13 protein-coding genes are annotated in these 22,330 nt (G+C 74.8%); 6 read left to right on the top strand and 7 right to left on the bottom strand.

Translation table 11 applies throughout. The features are described 5' to 3' along the window. Window positions 1-36 precede the first annotated feature (36 nt). A complete protein-coding gene (locus EKG83_RS05745; protein WP_033433322.1) occupies window positions 37-2,700 on the bottom strand; it encodes an AfsR/SARP family transcriptional regulator in 2,664 nt (887 codons plus the stop codon). 223 nt (window positions 2,701-2,923) lie between these two features. Between EKG83_RS05745 and EKG83_RS05740 the strand changes: the two genes are divergently transcribed. After that, entirely contained in the window at window positions 2,924-5,911 is a 2,988-nt protein-coding gene (locus tag EKG83_RS05740; protein ID WP_153277900.1) for a LamG-like jellyroll fold domain-containing protein, read from the top strand. Between the two features lie 57 nt (window positions 5,912-5,968). Here the strand turns inward: EKG83_RS05740 and EKG83_RS05735 are convergent, their stop codons facing one another. The 4 genes from EKG83_RS05735 to EKG83_RS05720 form a co-directional block, all read right to left on the bottom strand. Next, on the bottom strand, window positions 5,969-6,850 hold the full coding sequence (locus EKG83_RS05735) for an alpha/beta fold hydrolase (protein ID WP_033433323.1): 882 nt from the start codon (window positions 6,848-6,850) through the stop codon (window positions 5,969-5,971). Window positions 6,851-7,008: 158 nt separating this feature from the next. Next, window positions 7,009-9,249 carry a hypothetical protein gene (locus EKG83_RS05730; protein ID WP_051766449.1) on the bottom strand — a complete coding sequence of 747 codons (2,241 nt, stop codon included), beginning with the start codon at window positions 9,247-9,249 and terminating at the stop codon, window positions 7,009-7,011. Window positions 9,250-9,634: 385 nt separating this feature from the next. Further along, window positions 9,635-12,658 (bottom strand): AfsR/SARP family transcriptional regulator, encoded by a 3,024-nt coding sequence (locus EKG83_RS05725; RefSeq protein WP_153277899.1) that lies wholly within the window; start codon window positions 12,656-12,658, stop codon window positions 9,635-9,637. A gap of 101 nt (window positions 12,659-12,759) precedes the next feature. Further along, window positions 12,760-14,958, bottom strand: a complete 2,199-nt coding sequence (locus EKG83_RS05720) for a terpene synthase family protein (RefSeq protein WP_033435623.1) — start codon at window positions 14,956-14,958, stop codon at window positions 12,760-12,762. A 196-nt stretch (window positions 14,959-15,154) separates the two neighbouring features. Here EKG83_RS05720 and EKG83_RS05715 point away from each other — a divergent pair, with 196 nt between their 5' ends. Beyond that, complete coding sequence (locus tag EKG83_RS05715) at window positions 15,155-15,607, top strand: SRPBCC family protein (protein ID WP_211269317.1); 453 nt, start codon at window positions 15,155-15,157, stop codon at window positions 15,605-15,607. A gap of 117 nt (window positions 15,608-15,724) precedes the next feature. On the opposite strand, the gene EKG83_RS05710 is transcribed toward EKG83_RS05715, so the two are convergent. Then, window positions 15,725-15,886, bottom strand: coding sequence for a hypothetical protein (locus EKG83_RS05710; protein WP_153277898.1), 162 nt, complete (start codon window positions 15,884-15,886; stop codon window positions 15,725-15,727). 268 nt (window positions 15,887-16,154) lie between these two features. Here EKG83_RS05710 and EKG83_RS05705 point away from each other — a divergent pair, with 268 nt between their 5' ends. From EKG83_RS05705 to EKG83_RS05690, 4 genes are all read left to right on the top strand, one after another. After that, on the top strand, window positions 16,155-16,478 hold the full coding sequence (locus tag EKG83_RS05705; protein WP_033435622.1) for a hypothetical protein: 324 nt from the start codon (window positions 16,155-16,157) through the stop codon (window positions 16,476-16,478). Window positions 16,479-16,643: 165 nt separating this feature from the next. Beyond that, on the top strand, window positions 16,644-17,465 hold the full coding sequence (locus EKG83_RS05700; RefSeq protein ID WP_033435621.1) for an ABC transporter ATP-binding protein: 822 nt from the start codon (window positions 16,644-16,646) through the stop codon (window positions 17,463-17,465). 35 nt (window positions 17,466-17,500) lie between these two features. Beyond that, entirely contained in the window at window positions 17,501-18,466 is a 966-nt protein-coding gene (locus EKG83_RS05695; RefSeq protein WP_033435620.1) for an ABC transporter substrate-binding protein, read from the top strand. Further along, entirely contained in the window at window positions 18,466-20,499 is a 2,034-nt protein-coding gene (locus tag EKG83_RS05690; RefSeq protein WP_033435619.1) for an iron ABC transporter permease, read from the top strand. The genes EKG83_RS05695 and EKG83_RS05690 overlap by 1 nt, the downstream gene beginning before the upstream one ends. A gap of 178 nt (window positions 20,500-20,677) precedes the next feature. Here EKG83_RS05690 and EKG83_RS05685 read toward each other — a convergent pair whose 3' ends face one another. Continuing rightward, window positions 20,678-21,820, bottom strand: coding sequence for an IS701 family transposase (locus EKG83_RS05685; RefSeq protein WP_170191979.1), 1,143 nt, complete (start codon window positions 21,818-21,820; stop codon window positions 20,678-20,680). Window positions 21,821-22,330: the final 510 nt, after the last annotated feature.

Raw genomic sequence — 22,330 nt, 5'->3', positions numbered from 1 at the left:
CGCACCACCGCACCACCGCACCACCGCACCGAAGCCCTACCCCAGCAGCGCCAGCGCCTCGGCCGCGTCCTCCACCCGCCCCTGCGCGCGGAACAGGGTCAGCGCCCGCTGCCACGCCTCGCGCGCCTCACCCGCCCGCCCTACCGCGGCCAGCACGTCACCGAAGTGGCGCAGCACGCTGGCCTCCTCGTAGGAGTTGTCCAGCTCCCGGTACAGCTCCAACGCGCGCCGGTAGTGCTCCACCGCCTCGGCGTCGCGCCCGCGGTGGTGGGCGATGTAGCCGAGGCTGTCCGAGGTGGCCGCCGCGCCGTCGGTGTGGCCCAGCTCCTCGTTGAGCGCCAACGCCTCCCGGCAGTGCTCCTCGGCCGAGTCGTACTCGCCCAGGCGCGCCAGCCGGTAGCCGACGTCGTTGAGGGCTTCGGCGACGCGCACCGGCAGGGCCAGCTCCCGGAACAGCGCGAGCTGCGCCCGCGCGTGCTCCAGGGCACCGGCGACGTCGCCCCGGCGCTCCATGGCCCACGCCATGGCCCGGTGCGCGGCGGCCCGGTCGTAGTCGCCGTCCACCAGCTCCAGCATCCGCCGCAGGTGGTGGTCGGCCTCGTCGTGCCGACCCACGTCGGTGAACGCCATGCCGAGGAACTTGTGCGCGGCCGCCTGCCCGAACCGGTCGCCGAGCGCGTCGGCCGCGTCCAGGGCGATCCGCCACGCCGCCAGGTCCTCGGCCGCGCGCCCCCGGTGCAGGTGGTAGTTGACCGACGACCACGCCAGGTGCCAGGCCACGGCGTGCCGCCCCCGCGCGGCGGCCAGGAGCTGGGCCGCGAGCAGCGACTCGTGCTCGGCGTCGAACCACGCCATCGCGGCCGCGGCGTCGGCCAGCGGCGCCGGGTCGCCCACCGGGTCCGGGATCAGCGGCCGGTGCGGCTCGATCAGCCGGTCGCCGCGGTGCGCGGTGGCGGCGAAGTAGCCGATGAACCGCTCCAGGGCGGCGTCCGCGTCGGCCGGGGCGACCTCGGCGGCGTACAGGCGCACCAGGTCGTGCATCCGGTAGCGGCCCACCCGGTGCTGCTGGACCAGGTGGGCGGCCTCCAGCTCGCGCAGCAGCCGGCGGGTGTCGGCGCGGCCGCTCAGGTGCCCGGCCGCGCGCAGGCTCACGTCCGGCGACAGGACCAGGCCCAGCAGCCCGAACAGCTCCGCCGCCGGCGGCGACAGCACCCTTAACGACCCGGCGAACACCGTGCGCAGGTCGGCGCTGAGGTCGTCGAGCGCGTCGAGCCGGTGCTCCTCCAGCTCGTCGGCCAGCGCCGCGAGCGGCAGGTCCGGCTGGGTCACCGCGCGGGCGGCGACGATGTTCAGCGCCAGCGGCAGGCCGCCGCACAGCCGGACGAGCCGTTCGACGACCTCGCGCTCGGCGTGCACGCGCTCCGCGCCGATGCGGGCGCCGAGCAGCGCCGCGGCGTCGTCGTCGTCGAGCACGTCCAGCGCGACCGACCGCGCGCCGTGGGTGGTGATCAGGTTGATCAGCCGGCTGCGGCTGGTGATCAGGACGGTGCACCGGGCGCCGCCCGGCAGCAGCGGCGTGACCTGGTCGGTGTCGCGGGCGTTGTCCAGCACCACCAGCACCTCGCGGTCGGCCAGCAGGCTGCGGTAGAGGGCGGCGCGGGCGTCGAGGTCCGCGGGCGGGTCGGCCACGCCCAGGGCTTCGAGGAACCCGCGCAGCGCCGCGTGCGGGGTCACCGGCTCGGCGCGCGGGTCGAAGCCGCGCAGGTTCACGTAGAGCTGGCCGTCCGGGAACCGGTCGGCGTGCCGGTGGGCCCAGTGCAGCGCCAGCGCCGTCTTGCCGATGCCGCCGACACCGCCGATGGCCGTGATGACCACGGTGGACGCCAGCGCGGGCGACGGCGCGGCGAGGGCGGCGACCTCCTTGTCCCGGCCGGTGAACCACGGCTGGGGCGCGGGGAGCTGGCGGGGCACGGCGCGGGGCGGCTCGACCTCGACCGGCGCGTCCGGGTCGAGGATCCGCAGGTGCAGCTCCCGCAGCCGGGGGTTCGGGTCGGCGCCGAGCTGGTCGGCCAGCCGCAGCCGCAGCGCCTCGTAGTGCCGCAGCGCCTCCGACGACCGCCCGTCGCGGTGCAGGGCCAGCATGAGCTGGCCGGCCACCCGCTCGTCCAGCGGGTCGGCCTCGGCGGCGGCGCGCAGGGCGGGCAGCAGGGCCGCGTGCCCGCCGAGCCGGATGGCCACGTCGTTGCGGTCCAGCTCGACGGCCGCGCGCTCGGCCGCGAGCGAGGCCCTGACCTGCGCGAAGTACGGCGAGTCCAGGCCGTCGAGGGCCTCGCCGCGCCACAGCGCCAGCGCCCGGTCGTAGCACCGCGCGGCCTCGTCGTCGGGCGCGACGCGGGCCCGTGCCACCAGGTCGCGGAACTCGTCCAGGTCGACCCGCTCGGCGTCGAGCGCGTACCCGCCGGGCCCGCGGCGGATGTCGATGCCCGCGGCGCGCAGCCGCGACACGTACCCGTAGACGGTCTCCCTGGCCCGCAGCGGGGGCCGGTCGCCCCAGATCCGGTCGACCAGCCGGTCCACCGGGACCGGTCGGCCCTCCTCCAGCAGCAGCACCGCCAGCACGCCGCGCTGGCGGGTGTGACCGATGTCGAGGTCGGTGCCGCCCGCTTCCGCCCGGACGCCGCCGAGCAGCCCGAAGTCCACGCCCCCAGCCCCTTCAGCAGCCTGTTCAAGGTCCATCCTAGGTTCGCCCCCGATGCTGCGGACACGCTGTCCCCATGACTGCGGACAGGTGATGACCCCGGCGGCGGCGCGCCGCGCGACCGGGATCGAGGGGTCGACGCCCCGGCAGGCGGTCCGCCGCAGGCCGGGGCGCCGTGAAGCGGATCGGGAGTGGACGGGGAGCGGCGCTCCCTAGCCTGCCTCGGTGAGCAGACTTCTGGTAACGGTGCTGGTCCTGGCGTTGGCCTGGGTACCGGCACCGGCTTCGGCCAGCGGCGTGGGCCCGTCGCCCTCGTCCATCGGGGTCGAGCACGTGTTGTTCAAGGGCGGGACCGGCGGCTACGGGTGCTACCGCATCCCGGCGCTGGTGCGGACGGCGGCCGACACGCTGCTGGCGTTCGCCGAGGCCCGCGAGTCCCCGTCCTGCGCCGACCGCGGCGACATCGACGTCGTGGTGCGGCGCTCCACCAACGACGGCCGGACCTGGGGACCGGCGCGGGTGGTGCTCAGCGGGGTCCCCGGCGACCCGGAGAAGCCGTTCACCAGGGGCAACCCGGCGCCCGTGGTGGACCGGACCACCGGCCGGGTGTTCCTGGTGTCCACCTCCAACGAGGCCATCCCCAACGTCCCCGGCGGCGCGCGGCTGCCGTGGGTGCAGCACAGCGACGACGACGGCCTGACCTGGTCGGCGGCCGAGCAGCTGCCGGTGTCGTTCGACGGCACCACGCGCGGCTGGTTCGCCACCGGACCGTCGCACGGCGTGCAGCTGCGCGGCGGGCGCCTGGTCGTCGGCGCGCACCAGGCCGTCGGCGACGTCGTGCGGGCCGGTGTCCTCTACAGCGACGACCACGGCCAGACCTGGCAGGCCAGTGCGACGCCCGACTCGTTCGTGGCGGGCAAGGTGCGGCCGGGCGAGGTGTCCGTGGCCGAGTTGCCCAACGGCGACGTGTACCTGGCCGCGCGCAACGAGATCGACTCCGCGCCCCACCGCACCAGGGCGATCAGCACCGACGGCGGCACCACCACGTCGGTCCACACCCAGGTGCCCACCCTGGTCACGCCGAACGTGCAGGGCGCCGTGCTGACCCTGGGCAGCGGGGTCATGCTGTTCTCCGGGCCGTCGGACCCGCAGGACCGCGAGCTGATGCGCATCCGCTACTCCACCGACGACGGCGTCACCTGGGGCGCGGGCGCGCTGGTCAACACCGGCCGCGCCGGGTACTCCGACCTGGCCGAGCTGGCCACCGGCGAGATCGGCCTGCTCTACGAGGGCGGGCAGGACTTCTCCGCCGACGAGATCCGGTTCAACCGGTTCACCACCCGGCAGGCCCAGGTGCCCGGCGGCACCAGCCCGGCCGCCGAGGCGTCCCAGTCCGCCGGTCCCACCTCGCCGGACGTCACCGCCCAGGCCAACGACGCGTACGTGCGCGGCTCGGTCAACGGCGGCCTCGTCGGGCAGGCGGACGTGCCGTGGGCGCGGTCGCTGGACGTGGGCGCGGAGGACTTCACCGTCGAGCTGTCGTTCCGGCACACCGGCTCGACCGCCGACCAGGCGCTGTTCTGGGCCTACGGCCAGGGCTCGACCCCGCCGCAGGTGTGGGTCCGGCTCCAGCAGGGCCAGGTGGTCGCCTGGGTGCGCGGCACGCAGGGCACGGCCACCGCGGCCGTGGACGGCACCTACGCCGACGACGCCTGGCACCGGCTCACCCTGACCCGCGCCGGCGACCGGATCACCCTCGCCGTCGACGGCGCGTCGGCCGCGGCCGCGGGCGTCGCGGGCGCGGTCACCGGCGGCCGCACCGGCGTCAAGCTCGGCGCGCGGCTCGACGGCGCCAACCCGTTCTCCGGCACCCTGCGCGACGTCCGGCTGCGCAAGGCGGGCGCCCTCGTGCTGGACCTGCCGCTGCGGGTGGTGGACACCGCGGTGGCGCCGACCCGGACCCGCTCGCCCATCACCGACGACATCAGCGGGAACTGCGCGGACGGCACCATCCTCGGCGCCTACCGGCCCACGGTCGCGGGCCGGGTCGGCGGCGGCGCGCTCGCCGTCGACGCCACCCACCCCGGCGTCGAGGTGCCCTACACGCCGGTGATCGACCCCGGCGCGCGGGACTTCGCCTTCTCGCTGTGGTTCCGCTACCAGGCCGGCACCGCCAACCACGCCCTGCTGTGGGCCTACGGGGCGACCTCGGGCGCGCCGTCGGTGTGGGTGCGGGCGCAGCCCGGCCAGGACCGGCTCTACGCGTGGGTCGAGACCGACACCGGGCCGGTGGCCGTGGCGCTCGCCGACCCGTCGGCGGCCAGGGCGTTCGGCGACGACGCGTGGCACGAGGTGGTGCTGCGGCGCGTGGGCGACCGGGTGGAGCTGGCCGTCGACGGCGGCACCCCGGCCGCGGCCACCGGCCTGACCGGGTCGGTGTCGGGCACCCTCGGCGTGCGCGTCGGCTCCAAGCCCGGCGACACCGACGTGCTCACCGGGCAGCTCGACGACGTCCGGTTGGACATCGCCGGGCAGCGGGTGCTGCGGTGGGGCTTCGAGCACCAGAACACCCAGGCGCACGACGTGGTCCGCACCCCGCTCGGCCCGGCCACGGCCGACGTCTCCGCGCACTGCCACCACTCGGCCGTGCGGGGCGGCGCGGCGACCACCGCGGGCGCGGTCGGGCGGGCGCTGGCGTTCGACGGCGTGGACGACGCGGTGCTGGTCCCCTACCAGGCCCTGCCCGGCGACTTCTCGATCGACTTCCGGGTGCGCTACACCGCCGGGACGACCGACCAGGTGCTGGTCTGGGCCTACGGGCTCGGGGCGACCGAACGCGCGCTGTGGCTGCGCGCCCAGCCCGGCCAGGACCGGCTCTACGCCATGGTGCAGACCGACGCGGGCACCGCGGCGGTGGCGGCACCCGACGCCAACGCCTTCGGCGACGGCCGGTGGCACCAGGTGGAGCTGCGGCGCACCGGGACCGCCCTGGAGCTGCTGGTGGACGGCACCGTGCGCGGCACGGCGACGGTGCGGGGCACGCCGACCTACGGCGACGCGTTCGCGGTGGACGGCATCCAGCTGGGCATGCGGCCCGGCGGCACCGAGGCGTTCAAGGGCGCGCTGGACGAGTTCCGCGTGCGGCGCGGCGCGGCGACGATCACGCACCTGCCGTTCGAGGCCGTGACGACCGAGCCCTTCGCCCGCGGCTGAACCCCCGGGGCTCGTCGGCCGGTCCGGGCGGACCGGCCGACGAGCCCCACCCCCCGGTCAGGCGGCCTCGACGCGGTCGACCAGCCTCATGACGTGCCCGGCGATCACCGACCACAGCTCGCGCGGCAGGTTGTGGCCCATGCCCTCCAGCACCACCAGCTCCGCGCCGGGCACGGCCGCCGCCGTGGCGCGCCCGCCGCTGACGTCGCACACGCGGTCGGCGGAGCCGTGCAGCACCAGGGTGGGCACCCGCAGCGCGCGCAGCCCCGCCGTGCGGTCGCCGGTCGCCACCACGGCGATGCCCTGCCGCTGCATGCCGAGGGGGTCGTAGCCCCGGTCGTGCATCAGCCCGCCCCGCTCGGCCACCTCGGCCTCGTCGAACGCGAAGGCCGGTGACGCGGCGAGCCCGGTCGAGCGCACGTACCAGTCGACGAAGGACGCCCGGTCCGCAGGCGGCGGGCCCAGCCCCGCGAACAGGGAGAAGTCCGGCTCGCCCACGCCGGGCGCGCCCGTGGTGCTCATCACCGAGGTCAGCGAGCGCACCCGGTCCGGGTACCCGATCGCGACCGCCTGGGCGATCATCCCGCCCATCGAGGCGCCGACGACGTGCGCGGTGCCGATCCCCAGCTCGTCGAGCAGGCCGACGGTGTCGGCCGCCAGGTCCTCCAGGGTGTAGGACACCGACGAGAGGTCACCGGCCGCGGCGGCGGCGAAGTCCGGCACGGGCGCGTCGGGGAAGTGGGTCGACCGGCCGGCGTCGCGGTTGTCAAACCGGATCACCTGCGCGCCCCGGTCGACCAGCTCGCGGCAGAAGCCGTCCGGCCAGTTGACGAGCTGCGCCCCGGCGCCCATGACCAGCAGGACCGGTGGCGCGGCGGGGTCGCCGAGCCGTTCGTACGCGATCTCGATCCCGGACGGGCCGACGTTCAACGCTCTCATTTCCGGCACGGGGAAGAAGGTAGGCCGGAATCCGCCGCGGAAAATCGGCCCGCGGACCGATGTCCTCCCCTTGCCACCGGGTTTATGGTGAAAACGGGAGGAACCCCCGAAGCGCCGGGACGGGCCGGGGGAGGCTCCCCCGGCCCGTCCGCCCGTCCTCAGACGTAGCGCTGCACGAACCTCGGCGTGCCGTTCGGGCTGAGGAAGCTCACCAGCCACGACTGGCCGTTGGCGTTGGCGAAGGGCAGGGTCGTCGGGTCGGTCGCCGACGGGTCGGAGATCCCGTCGATCATCAGGCCCCACTCGCCCCAGGTGTTGGCGCCGACGGCGGTCTCCCACACCCGGTGGATCTCGCGGTCGGTGCCGCGCACCACCACGGCCACCCGGCCCAGCGCCGGGTCGAGCACCGCCGACGGCGCGCCGGCCGCGGCCACGCCGCCCAGCTCGGTCCAGTCGGCGGGCCACGTGCCGGCCGCGTCCTGGAGCTTGGTCACCACGGTGCCGGCGGCGCCGCGCACGAACACCTGGAGCTGGTAGCCCGGCCGCACCACCACGGCGGGCACACCGGACGCGCCGGCCCCGCCCAGGTTGGTCCACGGCGACAGCGAGCCGTCGTCGTAGAACAGCACCGTGCGCACCGCGCCCGAGCCGTCGAGGCCGAACACCCGCAGGCCGCCCTGGACCGCGACCGCGGTCAGGCCGCCGACCAGGTCCTGGTCGCCGAGGTTGCGCCAGTAGGGCACGGCGCCCTTCTGCTGGTACACCCACAGCCTGCCGTCGGCATCGACCGCGAACTGCACGGGCGTGCCGTCCGCCTGCCTGGCCGCCGAGGGCGCGGCGGCCATGGAACCGCCGAGGTCCTTCCAGGCGCCCCAGGTCACCGCGCCCGCGGCGGTCTGGGTGATGGCCCGGATGTCGCCGTCGCGGTGCTGCGCGGTGATCTGGACGCGGCCGTCGGACAGCTGGGTGATCGCCGGCCTGCCGGTGAACGCCTCGTTGCCCGAGACCACGGTCCACTGGATCGCGCCGAAGTTGTCCACGTCGCCCTGGTGGCCGTGCACCACGCGGCCCGCGTTGTCGGTGTAGGCGTACTCCAGCGTGCCGACCCGGGCGCCGGCCACGGGCGCGGCCTGGAACGCGGTGGTCGCGGTGTCGGGCACCACCGGCACGACCGGCAGCGGCTCGGCGAACCAGCCCTGGAGGTCCACGATCACGTGGGACGTGCCGGAGCTGCCGTTGCGGATGCGGACCTTGCCGTCGGTGCCGGGCTTGACCGACACCGAGTTGGTGCGCCTGCCCACGCCGTGGTCCATCACCGTCAGGCCCGGCTCGGCCTGGCCCACCGGCCACGCCTTGACGTAGCCGGACTCCTCGGAGGTCGTGGTGATCGACAGCAGGGCCGCCGCGATGCCGCGCGTGGGCAGGCCGTGGGTGCCGCCGACCTGGACGTCGACGGTGCTGTTCGGGGCCACCGGCAGGCCCGCGCCGACCGTGCGGGTGTTGAGCAGGCGGCGGTTGACCTCGCGGTACCCGCTGCCGGTGGTCGCGGAGGCGGTGAAGTGGCCCTCCAGGTTGAGCATGAAGTGCACGGCCGCCGGACCGCGGTTGGTGAAGGTCACCTTGCCGTCGGCGGGCAGCTGCACGACCGCGGCCTGCTGCGTGGTGCCCTTCGCGTAGTTCATCACCGGCCGGGCGGTGCCGCCGACCGGCGCGTAGGACAGCCAGCCGGGTTCGGTCGCGCCCAGCGTGGCCAGGTTGACGTACGCGGCGGGGGAACCGGCCGGGACCAGGCCGCCGGTGAGGGTGACGGTGCGGCTGCCGCCCGCCGGGACGGTGCCGGTGGCGGTGCCGAGGCCGCTGCGCGTGTCGACGGTGCGGGTGTGCGCGACCGGCACGTACCCGCCGCCGCTGGTGCCCTGCGAGGACTTGAAGTAGCCGTGCACCTCGACCACCAGGTGCGCCTTGCCCGCCGCCTGGTAGGCGGCGACCTTGCCGTTGGCGCCGACCTGGACCGCGACGAACGCGGACAGGCTCTCGCCGGCCTGGGCGGTGACCGCGGTGGTGTCCGAGCGCTGCTCGCCGTCCGGCGTCAGCACCAGCCACGTGTCCGCGGTCGGGTCGAGGACGGACGCCCGCACCAGCACCGAGCCGACGCCGGTGGTCGGCACGCCGCCGACGCCGAGCACCGGGAACACCGTGGTGCTCTCGGCACCGCGCTGGCCGGCGGCGGCGCCGGTCCCGTCCCGGGTGTCCAGCACCTCGGCGTCGTTGTTGAGCTGGACGTAGTCGCCACCGCCGCCGGCCGCGTCCGCGTGCGCCGCGGGCGCGTTCGGCGCGACCACCATCGCGAGCACCGCGGCGGCTACCGCCAGCAGTCCCGCGCCGGATCTCTTGGGCACCTTGGTTCCTCTCGTCTCTTCCCCGCGTCCTCGGTCACCGAGGTCCCGCTGTCCGGCGCCCACCGCCGCTCCCCAGCCGCCCCGCGAACCGTCGGGGACGCTAAACACGCCCACTTCCCCCCGACTCCCCGTCCACTCCCCGCGTGTCCTCCACTCCGGCACCGCGAGTCCTCCACTCAGACACCGCGAGTCGTCCACTCGGGACCGTCGTGTCGAACGCCCGGAACCCCCGAGTTCCACGTTCGCGACCGGCGAGTTCCACGTTCGCCGTGCCCGGGTGTGGAACTCGGGGGTGCTGGAGGTTCGACACGACGGTCCTGAACGTTCGACTCGCGGTGTCGGAGTGGAGGACACGCGGTGTCTGAGTGGAGGACTCGCGCGGAGGTTAGGGGGTGAGGTGGGGGTGGAGGGGGCGGAGGCCGGTGGTGCGGGAGATGGCCAGGGCCTCCTCGGCCGGCGCCGGGTCGGAGGTGGTGGCGCTCAGGGCCAGCAGGACCTCGGCCACCTGCCACGCTGAGCCCCAGCGGCGGGCCAGGGCCAGGGCTTGGCGGAGGTGGGTTTCGGCTGGGCCGGTGGGGTGGGGGTGGGTGGGCTCCGCGGAGCGGGGGCGTGGGCGGGGGTGGGGGCGTGGGCGGGGGTGGGTGGGCGGCTCGGCGGGGCGGGGGTGGGGGTAGGTGGGGTGGGGATGGGCGGCCTCGGCTCGGCCCAGGGCGGTCAGGGCGCCGATCTCGGTTTCGCGGTTCTCCTCGCGGCGCGCGACGGCCAGGGCCTGCTCGGCGGCCGCGCGGGCCGCGTCGGCGTCGCCCTCGTCGAGGTCCACGGCGCTCAGCGCGACCAGGGCCGACGCCTCGCCGTAGAGGTTGCCCAGGCGGCGGTGCAGGGCGCAGGCGGCGACCAGGTGCCCCCGCGCGCCCGCCAGGTCGCCGCGCGCCCGCAGCACGTACCCGAGGTTCACCCGGGCCACGGCCTCGCCCCACCGCGACCCGTCCGCGACGGCGATCGCCAGCGCGCGGTCCAGGTGCGCCAGGGCGGTGTCCGGCTCGCCGAGCAGGCGGTGCACGAAGCCCAGGTTGTTGCGCACCATCATCTCGTCGGTGCGCGTGCCCGTGCCCAGGGAGCGGGTGAACAGCCCGCGCGCCTCGGCGAACCGCCCGGACGCCAGCAGCGCGATGCCGAGGCTGTTGACCGTCGCCGCCTCGCCCTCCGGCCAGTCGGCCCGGCGGTGCGCCTCCAGCGCGGCCTCCAGGTGCCGCACCGCCTCGTCGCGCCGCCCCAGGTGCACGCACGCCGCCCCGATGCCCCGCAGCACCATCGCCTCGACGCGCGGCACCCCGCGGGCCGCCTCCAGCACCGGGAACGCGACCTCCAGCCACTCCGCGCGCAGCCCGCGGTGCAGGAACACCGAGCGGATCACGTCGGCCAGGTACCACGCCACCGGGTGCGGGCCCCGCACCGCGGCCTGCCGCAGCACGGCGGTCAGGTTGCGGTGCTCGGCCTCCAGCCACGCCACGGCCTCCGCGGACGAGCCGAACGCGACCTCGTCGGGCGGTCCGGGCGCGGGACGGCGGGGCAGCCGCAGCGGGCGGCGGCTGAAGTGCCGGTCCACCGCGTCCGCGGCGGCCAGGTGGAACGCCACCAGGCGGTCCCACCCGCCCTCGTCGGCGCCCAGCGCGCGGGCGTGGTCGCGCACCAGGTCGTGGAAGCGGTAGCGGCCCGGCGCGTGCTGCTCGACCAGGTGCGCGGCGGCGAGCCGGGCCAGCAGGCGCCCCGCCTGCGCGACCGGCACGTCCAGCAGCGCGGCGGCCGCGGCCGGGGTGAAGTCCGGGCCGGGCACCAGGCCGAGCAGCCGGAACAGGCGTTGCTGCGGCTCGGGCAGCGCCCGGTAGGACACGTCGAACGCCCTGGTCAGCGCGCTCTCCTCGGCGCCGTCCACGGTCAGGCCCGCCAGCGCGCCCCCGCGCAGCACGGCCACCAGGTCCGCCACCCGCGGCCGGGGCGCGACCTGGAGGTTGGCCGCGGCGATGCGCAGGGCCAGCGGCAGGTGCCCGCACAGGGCGGCCAGCTCGTCCAGCGGGCCCTCGTCGGCCGGGGCCGCGCCGAGCAGGTCCGCGAGCAGGGCGCGGGAGTCGCCGGCGGGCAGCGCGGCCAGCGGCAGCGGTCGGGCGCCCGCCCGCACGACCAGGTCGCCGAGCCGGTGGCGGCTGGTCACCAGGACCACGCCGGACGGCGGCAGCAGCGGCAGCACCTGCCCGGCGTCGCGCGCGTTGTCCAGCAGCACCAGCACCCGCCGGTCGGCCAGGGCGGTCCGGTAGAGCGAGGTCAGCTCGTCCACGTCGGACGGCAGGCGCTGGTGGCCCAGGGCGCGCAGCAGCTGGGCCAGGGCGACGGCGGGCGGCACGGGCTCGTGGTCGGCGTCGAAGCCGCGCAGGTCCACGTGGAGCTGGCCGTCGGGGAAGCGGTCGCGGGCGCCGCGCGCCCAGTGCACGGCCAGCGCGGTCTTGCCGACGCCCGCCGGGCCGCTGATCACCCAGATGCCCGGTTCGTCCAGGCGGGACAGCTCCGCCGCGCGCCCGGTGAAGCCGCGCACGTCGTGCGGCAGCTGGGCGGGGGCCGGGACGGGGGCGGGGGCCGGGTCAGGGGCGGGCGGCGGGGTCGGTCCGGGGGCGGGGGCGCCGCCCTGGAGCACCTGGACGTGCAGGTCGCGCAGGGTGGGCCCGGGTTCGATGCCCAGCTCCTCGGCGAACCTGCGCCGCGTCTGCGCGTACGCCGCCAGCGCCTCGGACGTGCGGCCCGAGCGGTGCAGGGCGAGCATCACGGCGGCCTGGAGGCGTTCGCGGAACGGGTGCTCCGCGCCCAGCCGGCGCAGCTCGCCGACGACGGCCGCGTGCCGCCCGGCCCGCAGCTCGGCGTCGAACAGCTCCTCCAGGGCGGCCAGCCGCCGTTCCTCCAGCGGCCGGGCCTCCCGGTCCACCAGGACCTCGGTGGCGCCGCCCAGCACCGGTCCTTCCCACAGCGCGAGGGCCGCCCGCAGGCGCGCGACGCCGGCGTCCACCCGCCCCGCGGCCAGGTCGGCGCGGGCCGCCGCGACCTCGTCGGCGAACACCTGGAGGTCGAGCCGCCCCGGTTCGACGCGGACGAGGTAGCCCGGCGACCGGCGCACGATCGCGTCCCGGCCGATGAGCTTGCGCAGCTCCCACACGCGCACCTGGAGCCGGCCCCGGGCGCTGGCCGGCGGCTCGCCCTCCCAGGTGGCGCCGATCAGCTGCTCCTCGGAGACCACGCGGTTGGCGTTGAGCAGCAGCGCGGCGAGCACGGCGCGCTGCTGGGGCCCGCCGAGCCGCACCGGCTCGTCGTCGAGGTACGCGGCCACCGGGCCCAACACCCGGTAGCGCACGTCCCCTTCGGTCACGAATACATACTGCCACCGAACGCGCGAATTCCACGAAAGAGTTTCAACACACCGTTCCGGATGGCAATTAACTATTCGTCCGTTATTGCTTAAGTTCTATTTCACCCTTTGTTCACCAGGATGCGCGTGGACGCGGTGCCGAGACCGGTGGGACCGGGCAGCGACGGGGGCGCGACGACCCGCGGCCGGTGGTGCTCCTCCAGGGCGTCGTCGCCGTAGCGGTAGGTCCGGCGGTGCCACTCCAGCATCGCCGCCATCCAGTCCTGGAGGGCGGTGGCGTACCCGGACAGGGCCTCGCGCGCCCTGCGGTCCAGGCCGAGTTCGGCGACCAGGGCGGGCAGCTCGACGTCCACGACGTGCTCGAACTGCCGCATCCGCGCGGTCTGGAGGTCGTGCACCACCTGCAGCGCGCGGTCGAGGTCGACGTCGAGGAAGTTGCGCACCACCAGCACGAGGTTGTGCAGCTCGCCCTCGTACTGGACCTCCTTGCGGTAGGAGAACAGGTCGTTGACCATCCACCCGTAGTCGGCGGCGGCGTTCTCCAGGTTCCGCACGGTCCGGGTGCGGAGGACCTCCGGCGGCACGGCCGCGCCGCCCGCCGCGGTCAGGCCCATGGTGAGCTTCGACCCGAACGTGTGACGGCGCATCTCCACGTAGTCGATCGGGTCGGGGATGCGGTTGAGCCGGTGGCCGTGCAGCTCCCACAGCCAGGAGTCCAGCATCGCGGACACGTTCCCGCGCAGCTCCTCGCGGCGGGGCGGGGGCAGCCGGACGGCGGTGCGGCGCCACAGGTCGGCCAGGCCGCGCTCCAGCGGGGTCACCGGGGTGACGGGCGCCGCGCCCTCCAGCGGCATCAGCTGCTTCAGGCGCTCGGTGGCGGCCTTCGCCGCGACCGGGTCCGGGGTGCGGCCGAACGCGGCCGGGTAGTAGTCGTCGCCGTAGGTGCGCCAGGCCAGCCAGTCCGCGGACAGGTCGAGCTGCCCGCGCGTGGCGCGCGGGTCCATGACCGCCGCGCACAGCGCCACGTCGTGGCCGCGGGCCTTCTCCTCGGTCCAGACGCGCGGCACGTCGTCGAAGAAGCCCATGTCCCGGCTCCACTCCAGGCTGTGCTCCCCCGCCGCCCGCCGGTGCGGGTTGACCCTGGTCGGGTAGGGCATGCGCATGTCGGGCACCCGGATCGGCGGCACCGGCTCGAACGGCACGTGGGTGAAGGCGCGCAGCCGCTGCGGCGCGGTGGCGACCAGCGAGCGCAGCGACGAGGTGCCCAGGCCGGTGGGGCCGCCCAGCACCGGGGTGGTGACCGCGCCCTCGTTCATGTAGCGGCTGGAGCGGGCGTGCCACTCGTGGCCGCCGGACTGCCAGTCCTGCAGGCCCTTGACGTACGCGAGCACGGCGAGCCGGCCCGCCGGGTCCACGCCGTGCTCGTCGAGCAGCGGCGGCACCTCGGTGACCGCGGTGTGCTCGAACTGGTGCAGGCGCGAGGTGAGCAGGTCGTTGACCGCCTCGGCGGCCTCCTGGGTGGGGATGTCGAGGAACTTCTCCAGCACGAGCACGCCGTTGCTCAGCTCGCCCTCGTCCAGCACCTCGCGCTCGTAGGAGAACAGGTCGTTGCGCAGGTGGACGGCGTCGGCGAAGGTGTCGCGCAGCACGCCCATCGGCCGCGACAGGGCGATGCGGGCGGGCACCTCCATGCCGGTGACGTGCTCGACCAGGTTCGCCGACCACGGCGCGCCGCCGACCTTGCGGCGCATCTCGACGTACTCGACCGGGTTGGCCAGGCGGCCCTCGGAGATGTTGAGCAGCTCCCACATCGACTCGTCGAGCAGGTGCTCGGTGTTCTCGGCGAACCGGCGGCGCCAGTCGGGCGAGTGGGCGGGGACGGTGCGCTCCCAGAGGTCCTTGAGGCCCTTCTCGACCGGGTTGGCGGGCTCCTCGGTGATGGCGCCGTCGACCGGCATGAACAGCGGGAGCCGGTCCAGGTGCGCCTTGGCGCCCGCGAGGTCGGGGTTGCGCTTGTAGAGCTCGACGAAGTGGTCGTCGAAGTAGAAGACCCACACGTACCAGTCGGTGACCAGGTCCAGGTCGTCGGCCGAGGCGTCGGGGTGGGTGTAGGCGCAGAGCAGGGCGTAGTCGTGCGAGTCGAGGTCGTGCCCGGTCCAGATCACGGTGCCGTGCTGCGGGACGTCGATCATGTCCATGTCGCGCGCCCAGGCCCTCGCGTGGGCGCGCGCGCGTTCGAGGTTCGGGTTCAGCCGCGCCGGGTGGGGCAGGTAGAAGTCCGGCAACTGGAACGGCTGCATCGGCTCGCACCTCTCCGGTCGGCAGGGCGTACCAGGGGTACGCAACCAGGGCCGGGCCGCGCGGGCCAATACCCCGCGGCGCTGATCCACACGTTCGAGCGCACCCGTCCCCCGTCGGGCGCAACGCGGTCTGCTCCCGGTGTCCGCATTGCGCGTGGAGCGGTGCTCCGGCCCCTTCCGTCGCACACTGGGTGGCGTGCCCCGCTTGCAGCCCGTCGACGAGGACTTCTTCACCACGGCACCCCGGCGCCGCGCGTACGTGCTGGAGCTGCCCGTGTCACCCGAACGCGTGTGGCGCGGGCTGACCGCCTCCAACCCGCTGTGGTGGTGCCGGTTGCTCTCCGTGGAGCACACCTCGCCCCGGCCCTTCGGGGTCGGCACGACGCGGCGGGCGTCGGTGCTGGGGGTGCTGCGGATGCGGGAGCGGTTCTTCCGGTGGGAGCGGGGGCGGCAGTCGTTCTGGGCGGAGTCGGCGAACCTGCCGGTGTTCCGGCGGTTCGCGGAGGACTACCTGGTGGAGCCCTCGGCCGGCGGGTGCCGGTTCACCTGGACCTTCGCGTGGGAGCCGGTGGTGCGGGGCGGGGACCGGGTGAACGCGGCGGTGTTCGGCTCGCTGGTGGCGGACACGCGGCGGCACTTCGGCGGGTGAGCCCGGTCCTTCGGCCGTGATGGCAGTCGCAACAGGTCGTCCCGGGCGGCGATGTGAGGAGGAGTCCGGCTGCAGGCCCCCGGAGTGCGACGTGACCGGACAGCACCGATCCAGGAATCATGGCAACCGGTTCACCGGAACGACGGAAACGGCGTTCCAAGGCCGCGACGTCCACGGCGACGTCAACACCACTACGCGGTCGTCGACCCGATCACCCGGACGGGCGGCGGTGACAGCGGCGACCTCGCCGTTGGCGGTCATCGCCGCGGTGCTGGTCACGGCGGTCGACACACCGCCGGCCCGGGAAGCGGGCAGGGCGGTCGCCGAAGAAGACCCTCGGCTCCTCCGCGCAACTGCTGCACACCGGCTGCCGCCCACGGCACGTTGAAGGCGGCACCACCGGAATCGACGTCGAACGAGTGTGGAGCACGAACAAGCACGCGACCCTCACGTCGGGCAAGGTCGAACCCACCCTGCAGAACCCCAGCGCCCGCGAAGTCCTGCTCATGGGCATGGGCGTCGAGATCGTCGCGCGCACACCGCCCCCGTGCCGCCCAGGAACTTCTCGGTCGAGCCGGACACCTCCCCGTCGCGCGTGGAGCCGTTCCCGCCCGAGGCCGGAGAAGCGGTCGGCGAATCGCAGGGCGGATTCCCGTACCAGGTCAACCGGGGTGAGCCGGAGGTGTTCACGCTCCACTTCGGCGACGTGGTCGACCGCGTCGAGTTCACGTTGTCCCCCGACGTCGTGATCGACGGTAACGACGGCGAGCCCTACCGCGTCACCGGCATGGGCGACAGGCCGCGCTATTCGCTCGCCGAAGGACCCGACGGCGGCCCGAAGTGGGTGTTGGCCCCGTACGGGGAGCGTTGAGCGGGCCGCGCAGGTCCACCCGCGTCCGGACGCGGCTTCCCACCCGTGCGCACCTCGTGGGGCACTGCGGCCGGGCCGACCACCGCCACGAGATCGACTCGTCCGAAAAGTGCGGTAGATCGCACCCATACGGGTGAACCCACGGCTTAGGTTAGGCTCCCCTTCATGTCCAAGGGAGAGGCGCTGCTGGCCGGTGACGGCCTGGTCCTCGCGCACCACGACCGCACCGTCGTGGAAGACGTCTCGCTGCACCTGCGCGCCGGCGCGGTGACCGCGCTCGTCGGCCCCAACGGCTCCGGCAAGTCCACCGTGCTGCGCTCCCTGGCCCGCCTCCACAAGCCGAAGCAGGGCCGGATCCGCGTCGGGGACCGCGCGGTCTGGGGCCACGCCGCCCTGTCCGGCAAGGAGTTCGCCCGCAACGTCACCCTGCTGACCCAGCAGCGCCCCACCCCGTCGGGCGTCTCGGTCCGCGACGTCGTCTCCTACGGCCGCTACCCCTACCGCTCCGGCTGGCGCGGCGTGGACCTGGAGGGCAACGCCGCCATCACCCGCGCCATGGAGCTGACCGGGGTCGCGCCGATGGCGCACCGGGGCGTCGACGAGCTGTCCGGCGGCGAGCTGCAGCGCGTCTGGCTCGCCTCCTGCCTGGCGCAGCAGACCTCCGTGCTGCTGCTCGACGAACCCACCAACCACCTCGACCTGCGCTACCAGGTCGAGGTCCTGGACGTGGTCCGCGACCTGGCGAACGACCACGGCGTGGCGGTCGGCGTGGTCCTGCACGACCTCGACCACGCCGCGGTCGTCGCGGACGAGGTGGTCCTGCTGGCGGAGGGCCGCGTGGTCGCCGCGGGCGCGGTGCGCGACGTGCTGACCGCCGAGCACCTCTCCCGCGCCTACGGCATCACCGTGCACGTCGCCGACGACCCGGTCACCGGCGCGGTCCACTGCCGCCCCGTCGGGCGCCACACGCCCCGACCCACCGCCTGAACCCCCGAAGACCCGAACCGGAAGAGGTGCGCGCCATGCGCTTGTCCACCCCTGCCCTCGTCGCGGCGGCCGTGCTGCTGTCCGCCTGCGGCACCACCGAGGCGCCGACCGCCCCGACCGCGCAGAGCGCCGGCGGGCCGGTCACCGTGACCGACGCCCGCGGCAAGGAGGTCAAGCTCGACGCGCCCGCGCAGAAGGTCGTCACGCTGGAGTGGGCCGAGACCGAGATGGTCGCCTCACTGGGTGTCATGCCGGTGGGTGCCGCGGACACCACCGGCTACAAGGCGTGGGACTCGGTGGCGCCGCTCGACGACAGCGTCAAGGACGTCGGCAAGCGCAACGAGCCCAGCGTCGACTCGATCGTCGCGCTCGACCCGGACGTGGTGATCATGCCCGAGGGCCGCGACGCCACGCTGGCCGACCAGCTGGAGAAGTACGTCCCGGTGATCGTCACCGAGGCCAGCGACGCGAGCCGCAACCTCGACCGCCTGCGCGGCGACCTCGGCCTGGTCGCCAAGGCCCTCGGCAAGACCTCCGAGGGCGACGCGCTGCTGGCCGAGATGGACAAGGCGCTCGCCGACGGCAAGAAGGCCGTGGCCGACAAGGGCGCCGGGGGCACGCCGTTCGTGGCCGCCGACGGCTGGCTGGAGGGCAGCACGGTCAACATCCGCCCGTTCGGCAAGGGCTCGCTGGTCTCCGACACCGCCGAGGCCGTCGGCCTGGAGAACGCCTGGACGGGCGAGGTCGACCCGCAGTGGGGCCTGGGCGCCACCGACGTCGAGGGCATGACCGCGATCACCGACCCGAAGACCGTCCTGTTCTACAGCGCCTCCGAGGACGACGTGTTCACCACCGGCCTCGCGCAGAACCCGGTGTGGCAGCGGCTGCCGTTCGTGACCTCCGGCAAGGTGGTCAAGCTGGCGCCCGGCACGTGGACCTTCGGCGGTCCCCGGTCGGTCGTGCACATCGCCGAGCAGGTCGTGAAGGCCGTCACCGCCTGATGCCGCGCACCGCCGCCGTGACGGCGGGGATCGTGGCGGCCATCGCCCTGCTCTCCGCCGTCCACCTCACCCAGGGCACCTCCGACACCGGCGTGCTCGACGTGCTGGCCGCCCTCGTCGGCGACGGCGACGCGCAGACCCTCGCCGTGCTGGAGGGCTCGCGCGTCCCCCGCCTGCTGACCGCGCTGCTGCTGGGCGTCGCCCTCGGCGTCGCGGGCGCGGGCATGCAGTCGGTGGCCCGCAACCCGCTGGCCTCGCCGGACACGCTCGCCGTGAACGCGGGCGCGCACTTCGCCGTGGTGGCGATCGCGGCGTTCGGGGTGTCCCTGCCCGCGCTGCCCGCGGGCGCGGCGGCGTTCGCCGGCGGCCTGGCCGCGGCCGTGGCGGTGCTCGGGCTGTCCGGCGGCGGGTCGACGAGCCCGCGGCTGGTGCTGGTGGGCTCGGCGGTGATGCTGGCGGTGCAGTCGGTGACCATGCTCCTGCTGCTCATGTATGAGCAGGAGACGACCGGGCTGTTCGCCTGGGGCAGCGGCTCGCTGACCGTCAGCGACCTGCGCGCCACCGGTCAGGTGACACCTGTCGTGGTGATCGCGGTGGTGGGGCTGGTGTTCATGGGGCGGTCGCTCGACGTCCTCGCCCTGGGCGACGACAACGCGACCGTGCTGGGCCTGAACGTGCGGCGGACGCGGGTCGGCGCGGTGCTGCTGACGGTGGCGCTGACCGCCGCGGCGGTGACGGTCGCCGGGCCCGTCGGCTTCGTCGGGCTGAGCGCGCCGGTGATCACGCGCCTGCTGGTGCCGCTCGCGCCCGGTCTCGGCGGGCACCGGCTGCTGCTGCCGGTGTCCGGCCTGGTCGGCGTGCTGATCGTGCTCGGCGCGGACGTGCTGCTGCGGGCGGTCATGGGGTCGGCCGCGGCGGTGCGGGTGCCCACCGGCGTGATGACCACGCTCCTCGGCGCGGTCGTGCTGGTGTGGCTGGCGCGGCGCGGCCGGTCGAGCGGGACGCCGCGCCAGGCGCCCGCCGGGCGGGTCGGGGTGGCCGGGTCGCGGCGCCGGCTCGTGGCGGTCGCGGGCGCGCTCGCCGTGCTCGTCGTGGCGGCGCCGGTCGCGGGCCTGATGCTGGGCGACCGGGTGGTGCTGCTGGGCGACCTGGCGAACTGGCTGTCCGGGCGCACCGGCACCGCGCTGACGTTCGTGCTCGACCAGCGGCTGCCGCGGGTGCTCGCGGCGCTGGCGGCGGGCGCCGCGCTGGCGGTGGCCGGGTGCGGCATCCAGGCGGTGAGCCGGAACCCGCTGGCCGAACCCGGGCTGCTGGGCATCACGGCGGGCGCGGGCCTGGGCGCCATCTCGTTGATCACGCTCGTGCCGGTGGCGGGCGCGTGGGCCGTCGCCGGTGCCGCGGGAGCGGGCGCGTTCGTGGTGTTCGCGCTGGTCTACGGGCTGGCGTGGCGGTCGGGCGTCGACCCGGACCGGCTGGTGGTCATCGGCATCGCCACGTGGTCGGCCGGGATGGCGCTGATCACGCTGCTGATCGTGGTGTCGGACCCGTGGAACACGGCGAAGGCCCTGACCTGGCTGTCCGGCTCCACGTACGGGCGGACCCTGGAGCAGGTCCTGCCGACGGCCCTGGCGCTGGCGGTGGTCACGCCGCTGCTGTGGCTGCGGCACCGGGAACTGGACCTGCACGGCCTCGACGAGGACACGCCGCGCGTGCTGGGGGTGCGGGTGGAGCGCTCGCGGCTGGCCGTGCTGGTGGGCGCCGGCCTGCTGGCGGCGACGGCGGTGTCGGCGATCGGCGTGGTGGCGTTCGTCGGGCTGGTGGCGCCGCACCTGGCGCGCTCGCTGGTCGGCGGGCGGCACCGGCGGGTCGTCCCGGTGGCGGCCGCGGTCGGCGCGGTGCTGGTGAGCCTCGCGGACACCATCGGGCGCACGGTCATCTCGCCCGCCCAGGTGCCCGCCGGGCTGGTGATCGCGCTGCTGGGCACGCCGTACTTCGTGCTGGCGCTGTGGCGGACGCGGGAGAACCGGGTCTGACGCGGGGCACCTGACGCGGCGGGCCCGGACCGGCGGACCCCGGCGCCCCGGAACCCCGACGGGCACCCGGACCTGCCGGGCAGCCGGAGGGCTCCCCGCCGGCGGCGTCGCGACCCGCCGGCGCGCCCGGCCCTCCCCGGCGCGGACGCACACCTCGCCGTTGAGGCGTGCGCGCGCATCAGGACAGCTGCCGCTCCCGCCGGCCGAGCACCGCGCTGCGCTTGGCGAAGGTGTACGCCGCGGAGACGAGCGTCATGTGGTGGTGCCAACCCCGGTAGGACCGGCCTTCGAAGTCCAGCAGACCGTAGTGCGCCCGCAGGTCCAGCAGGTCGGACGCGGTCCGGTCGACGAGTGCCCCCAGTGAGATGACCTCCGCCGCGCGGAGGTCGGTGCGGTTGGTCAGCCAGAGCTTCACCCGGCCGTCCTGCCGCGTGGTGCCGATCAGGTGCAGCGCCGGGCCGCCGCGCCGGCCCGGGTCGGACGGCAGCCGCACGGGCACCGACAGCGCCTGCGTGGCGCGGTGCTTGCCGTCCACGCCCGGCGCCCAGGTGACGACCTGCCGGTGCTTGATGTCCGCGCCCCGCAGGCAGTCGCGCGCGCGGACCAGGTTCGGCCCGCGCTGCGGGCCGAGGCCGCCGCGCACGGCGGCGAGGTGCGGACCGGGCACCAGCTCGAACGTGTCGGGCACCTCGAAGACGAAGTCCGCCCCCAGTTCGGCCAGCTTCGCCATCAGCAGGTTGGCACCCGCGGCGTGCCGCAGGTCGCCGACCACGGGCGCCCGCGGGACGCCCCACTCACCGACCTCCTCGACCAGGTCGAGCGCGTACCGCCACGCGGGCAGCGCCTCGACCCCGTCGGGGATGTAGGTCCGGGTGCGGCGGCACGGGTCATCGGTCCACCGCCGGGTGAGCTGGATGCGCCAGTTCACCGGGATGCTCGCCGCTTCCGCGGCCAGGAACAGCCCGGTGCCCAACTGGCAATTGATCGCGCGACCTTCGCTCGGCACGAACCTGCGTTCCACGCCGACCGAGTGGTCGCCCCTTTTCGGAATAGTCGTCTCGGCGATCACCCACGCCCTGGGCGAGAGCAACCCGTCGACTTCCCCGGCAATTCGGGACCGTACTTCCCGCCAGTCCCAGGGACTTTGGTTGATGAACTGCTGGAGCGACTGTGAAACCGGTAACCTGAGCACCTCCTCCGCAATTCTGCGGACAGACTTCCGACCATGTCCAAGCAACAGCCCCCGGAGATACACCTCAGCCCATCTGCGCTGGTCAGAGCGCGGAAGGGAGCTGAACTTGTCGTGCGCGAAGCGTGCCACCTCATCATTCTTGGCAAGCGAAAGACCAGTGCGAAGACTGCTCTCGACCACCGTTGACCCCCGAAACTGGTACAAACCGTACCCAATTGATACTCCATATGGGGAACGCGCGCGGCAAGTCGCTCCGACTCAAGTCGGGACGATCTCGTGAGGTCGAAACGCAAGCGCTATCGTTGAATAGTTATCCTGCGCGCCGCCCATGCTCACCCTCTGTAGAGGCGGGCTTGCGGAGGTCGTTCGACACCGTCCCCCGCGCCCTTGCCAGCAGGAAGAAGGGCGGATCGGCGAACCGCCTGCCGCGTCCGGTCGATCACACGGAGTAGCGAAAAGACAGGTCCACCCGGCGGACGCCCACTGCGTACATCCGGGTGTACCTGGGTCACCACGCCCTAGACGGAGCGTGATCAAGTTGAAGATTCAAGCTCTTGGCCCGCGGTCGTCCCGTGCCGCTCGGAATCGATGCCGGCTGCGCCGGTAGACGTGCCGCATTCCACACGACGCGGGCACGCC

Source organism: Saccharothrix syringae (assembly GCF_009498035.1).
In the GTDB taxonomy this organism is placed as follows: domain Bacteria; phylum Actinomycetota; class Actinomycetes; order Mycobacteriales; family Pseudonocardiaceae; genus Actinosynnema; species Actinosynnema syringae.
This window is presented reverse-complemented; position numbering and strand designations above follow the sequence as displayed.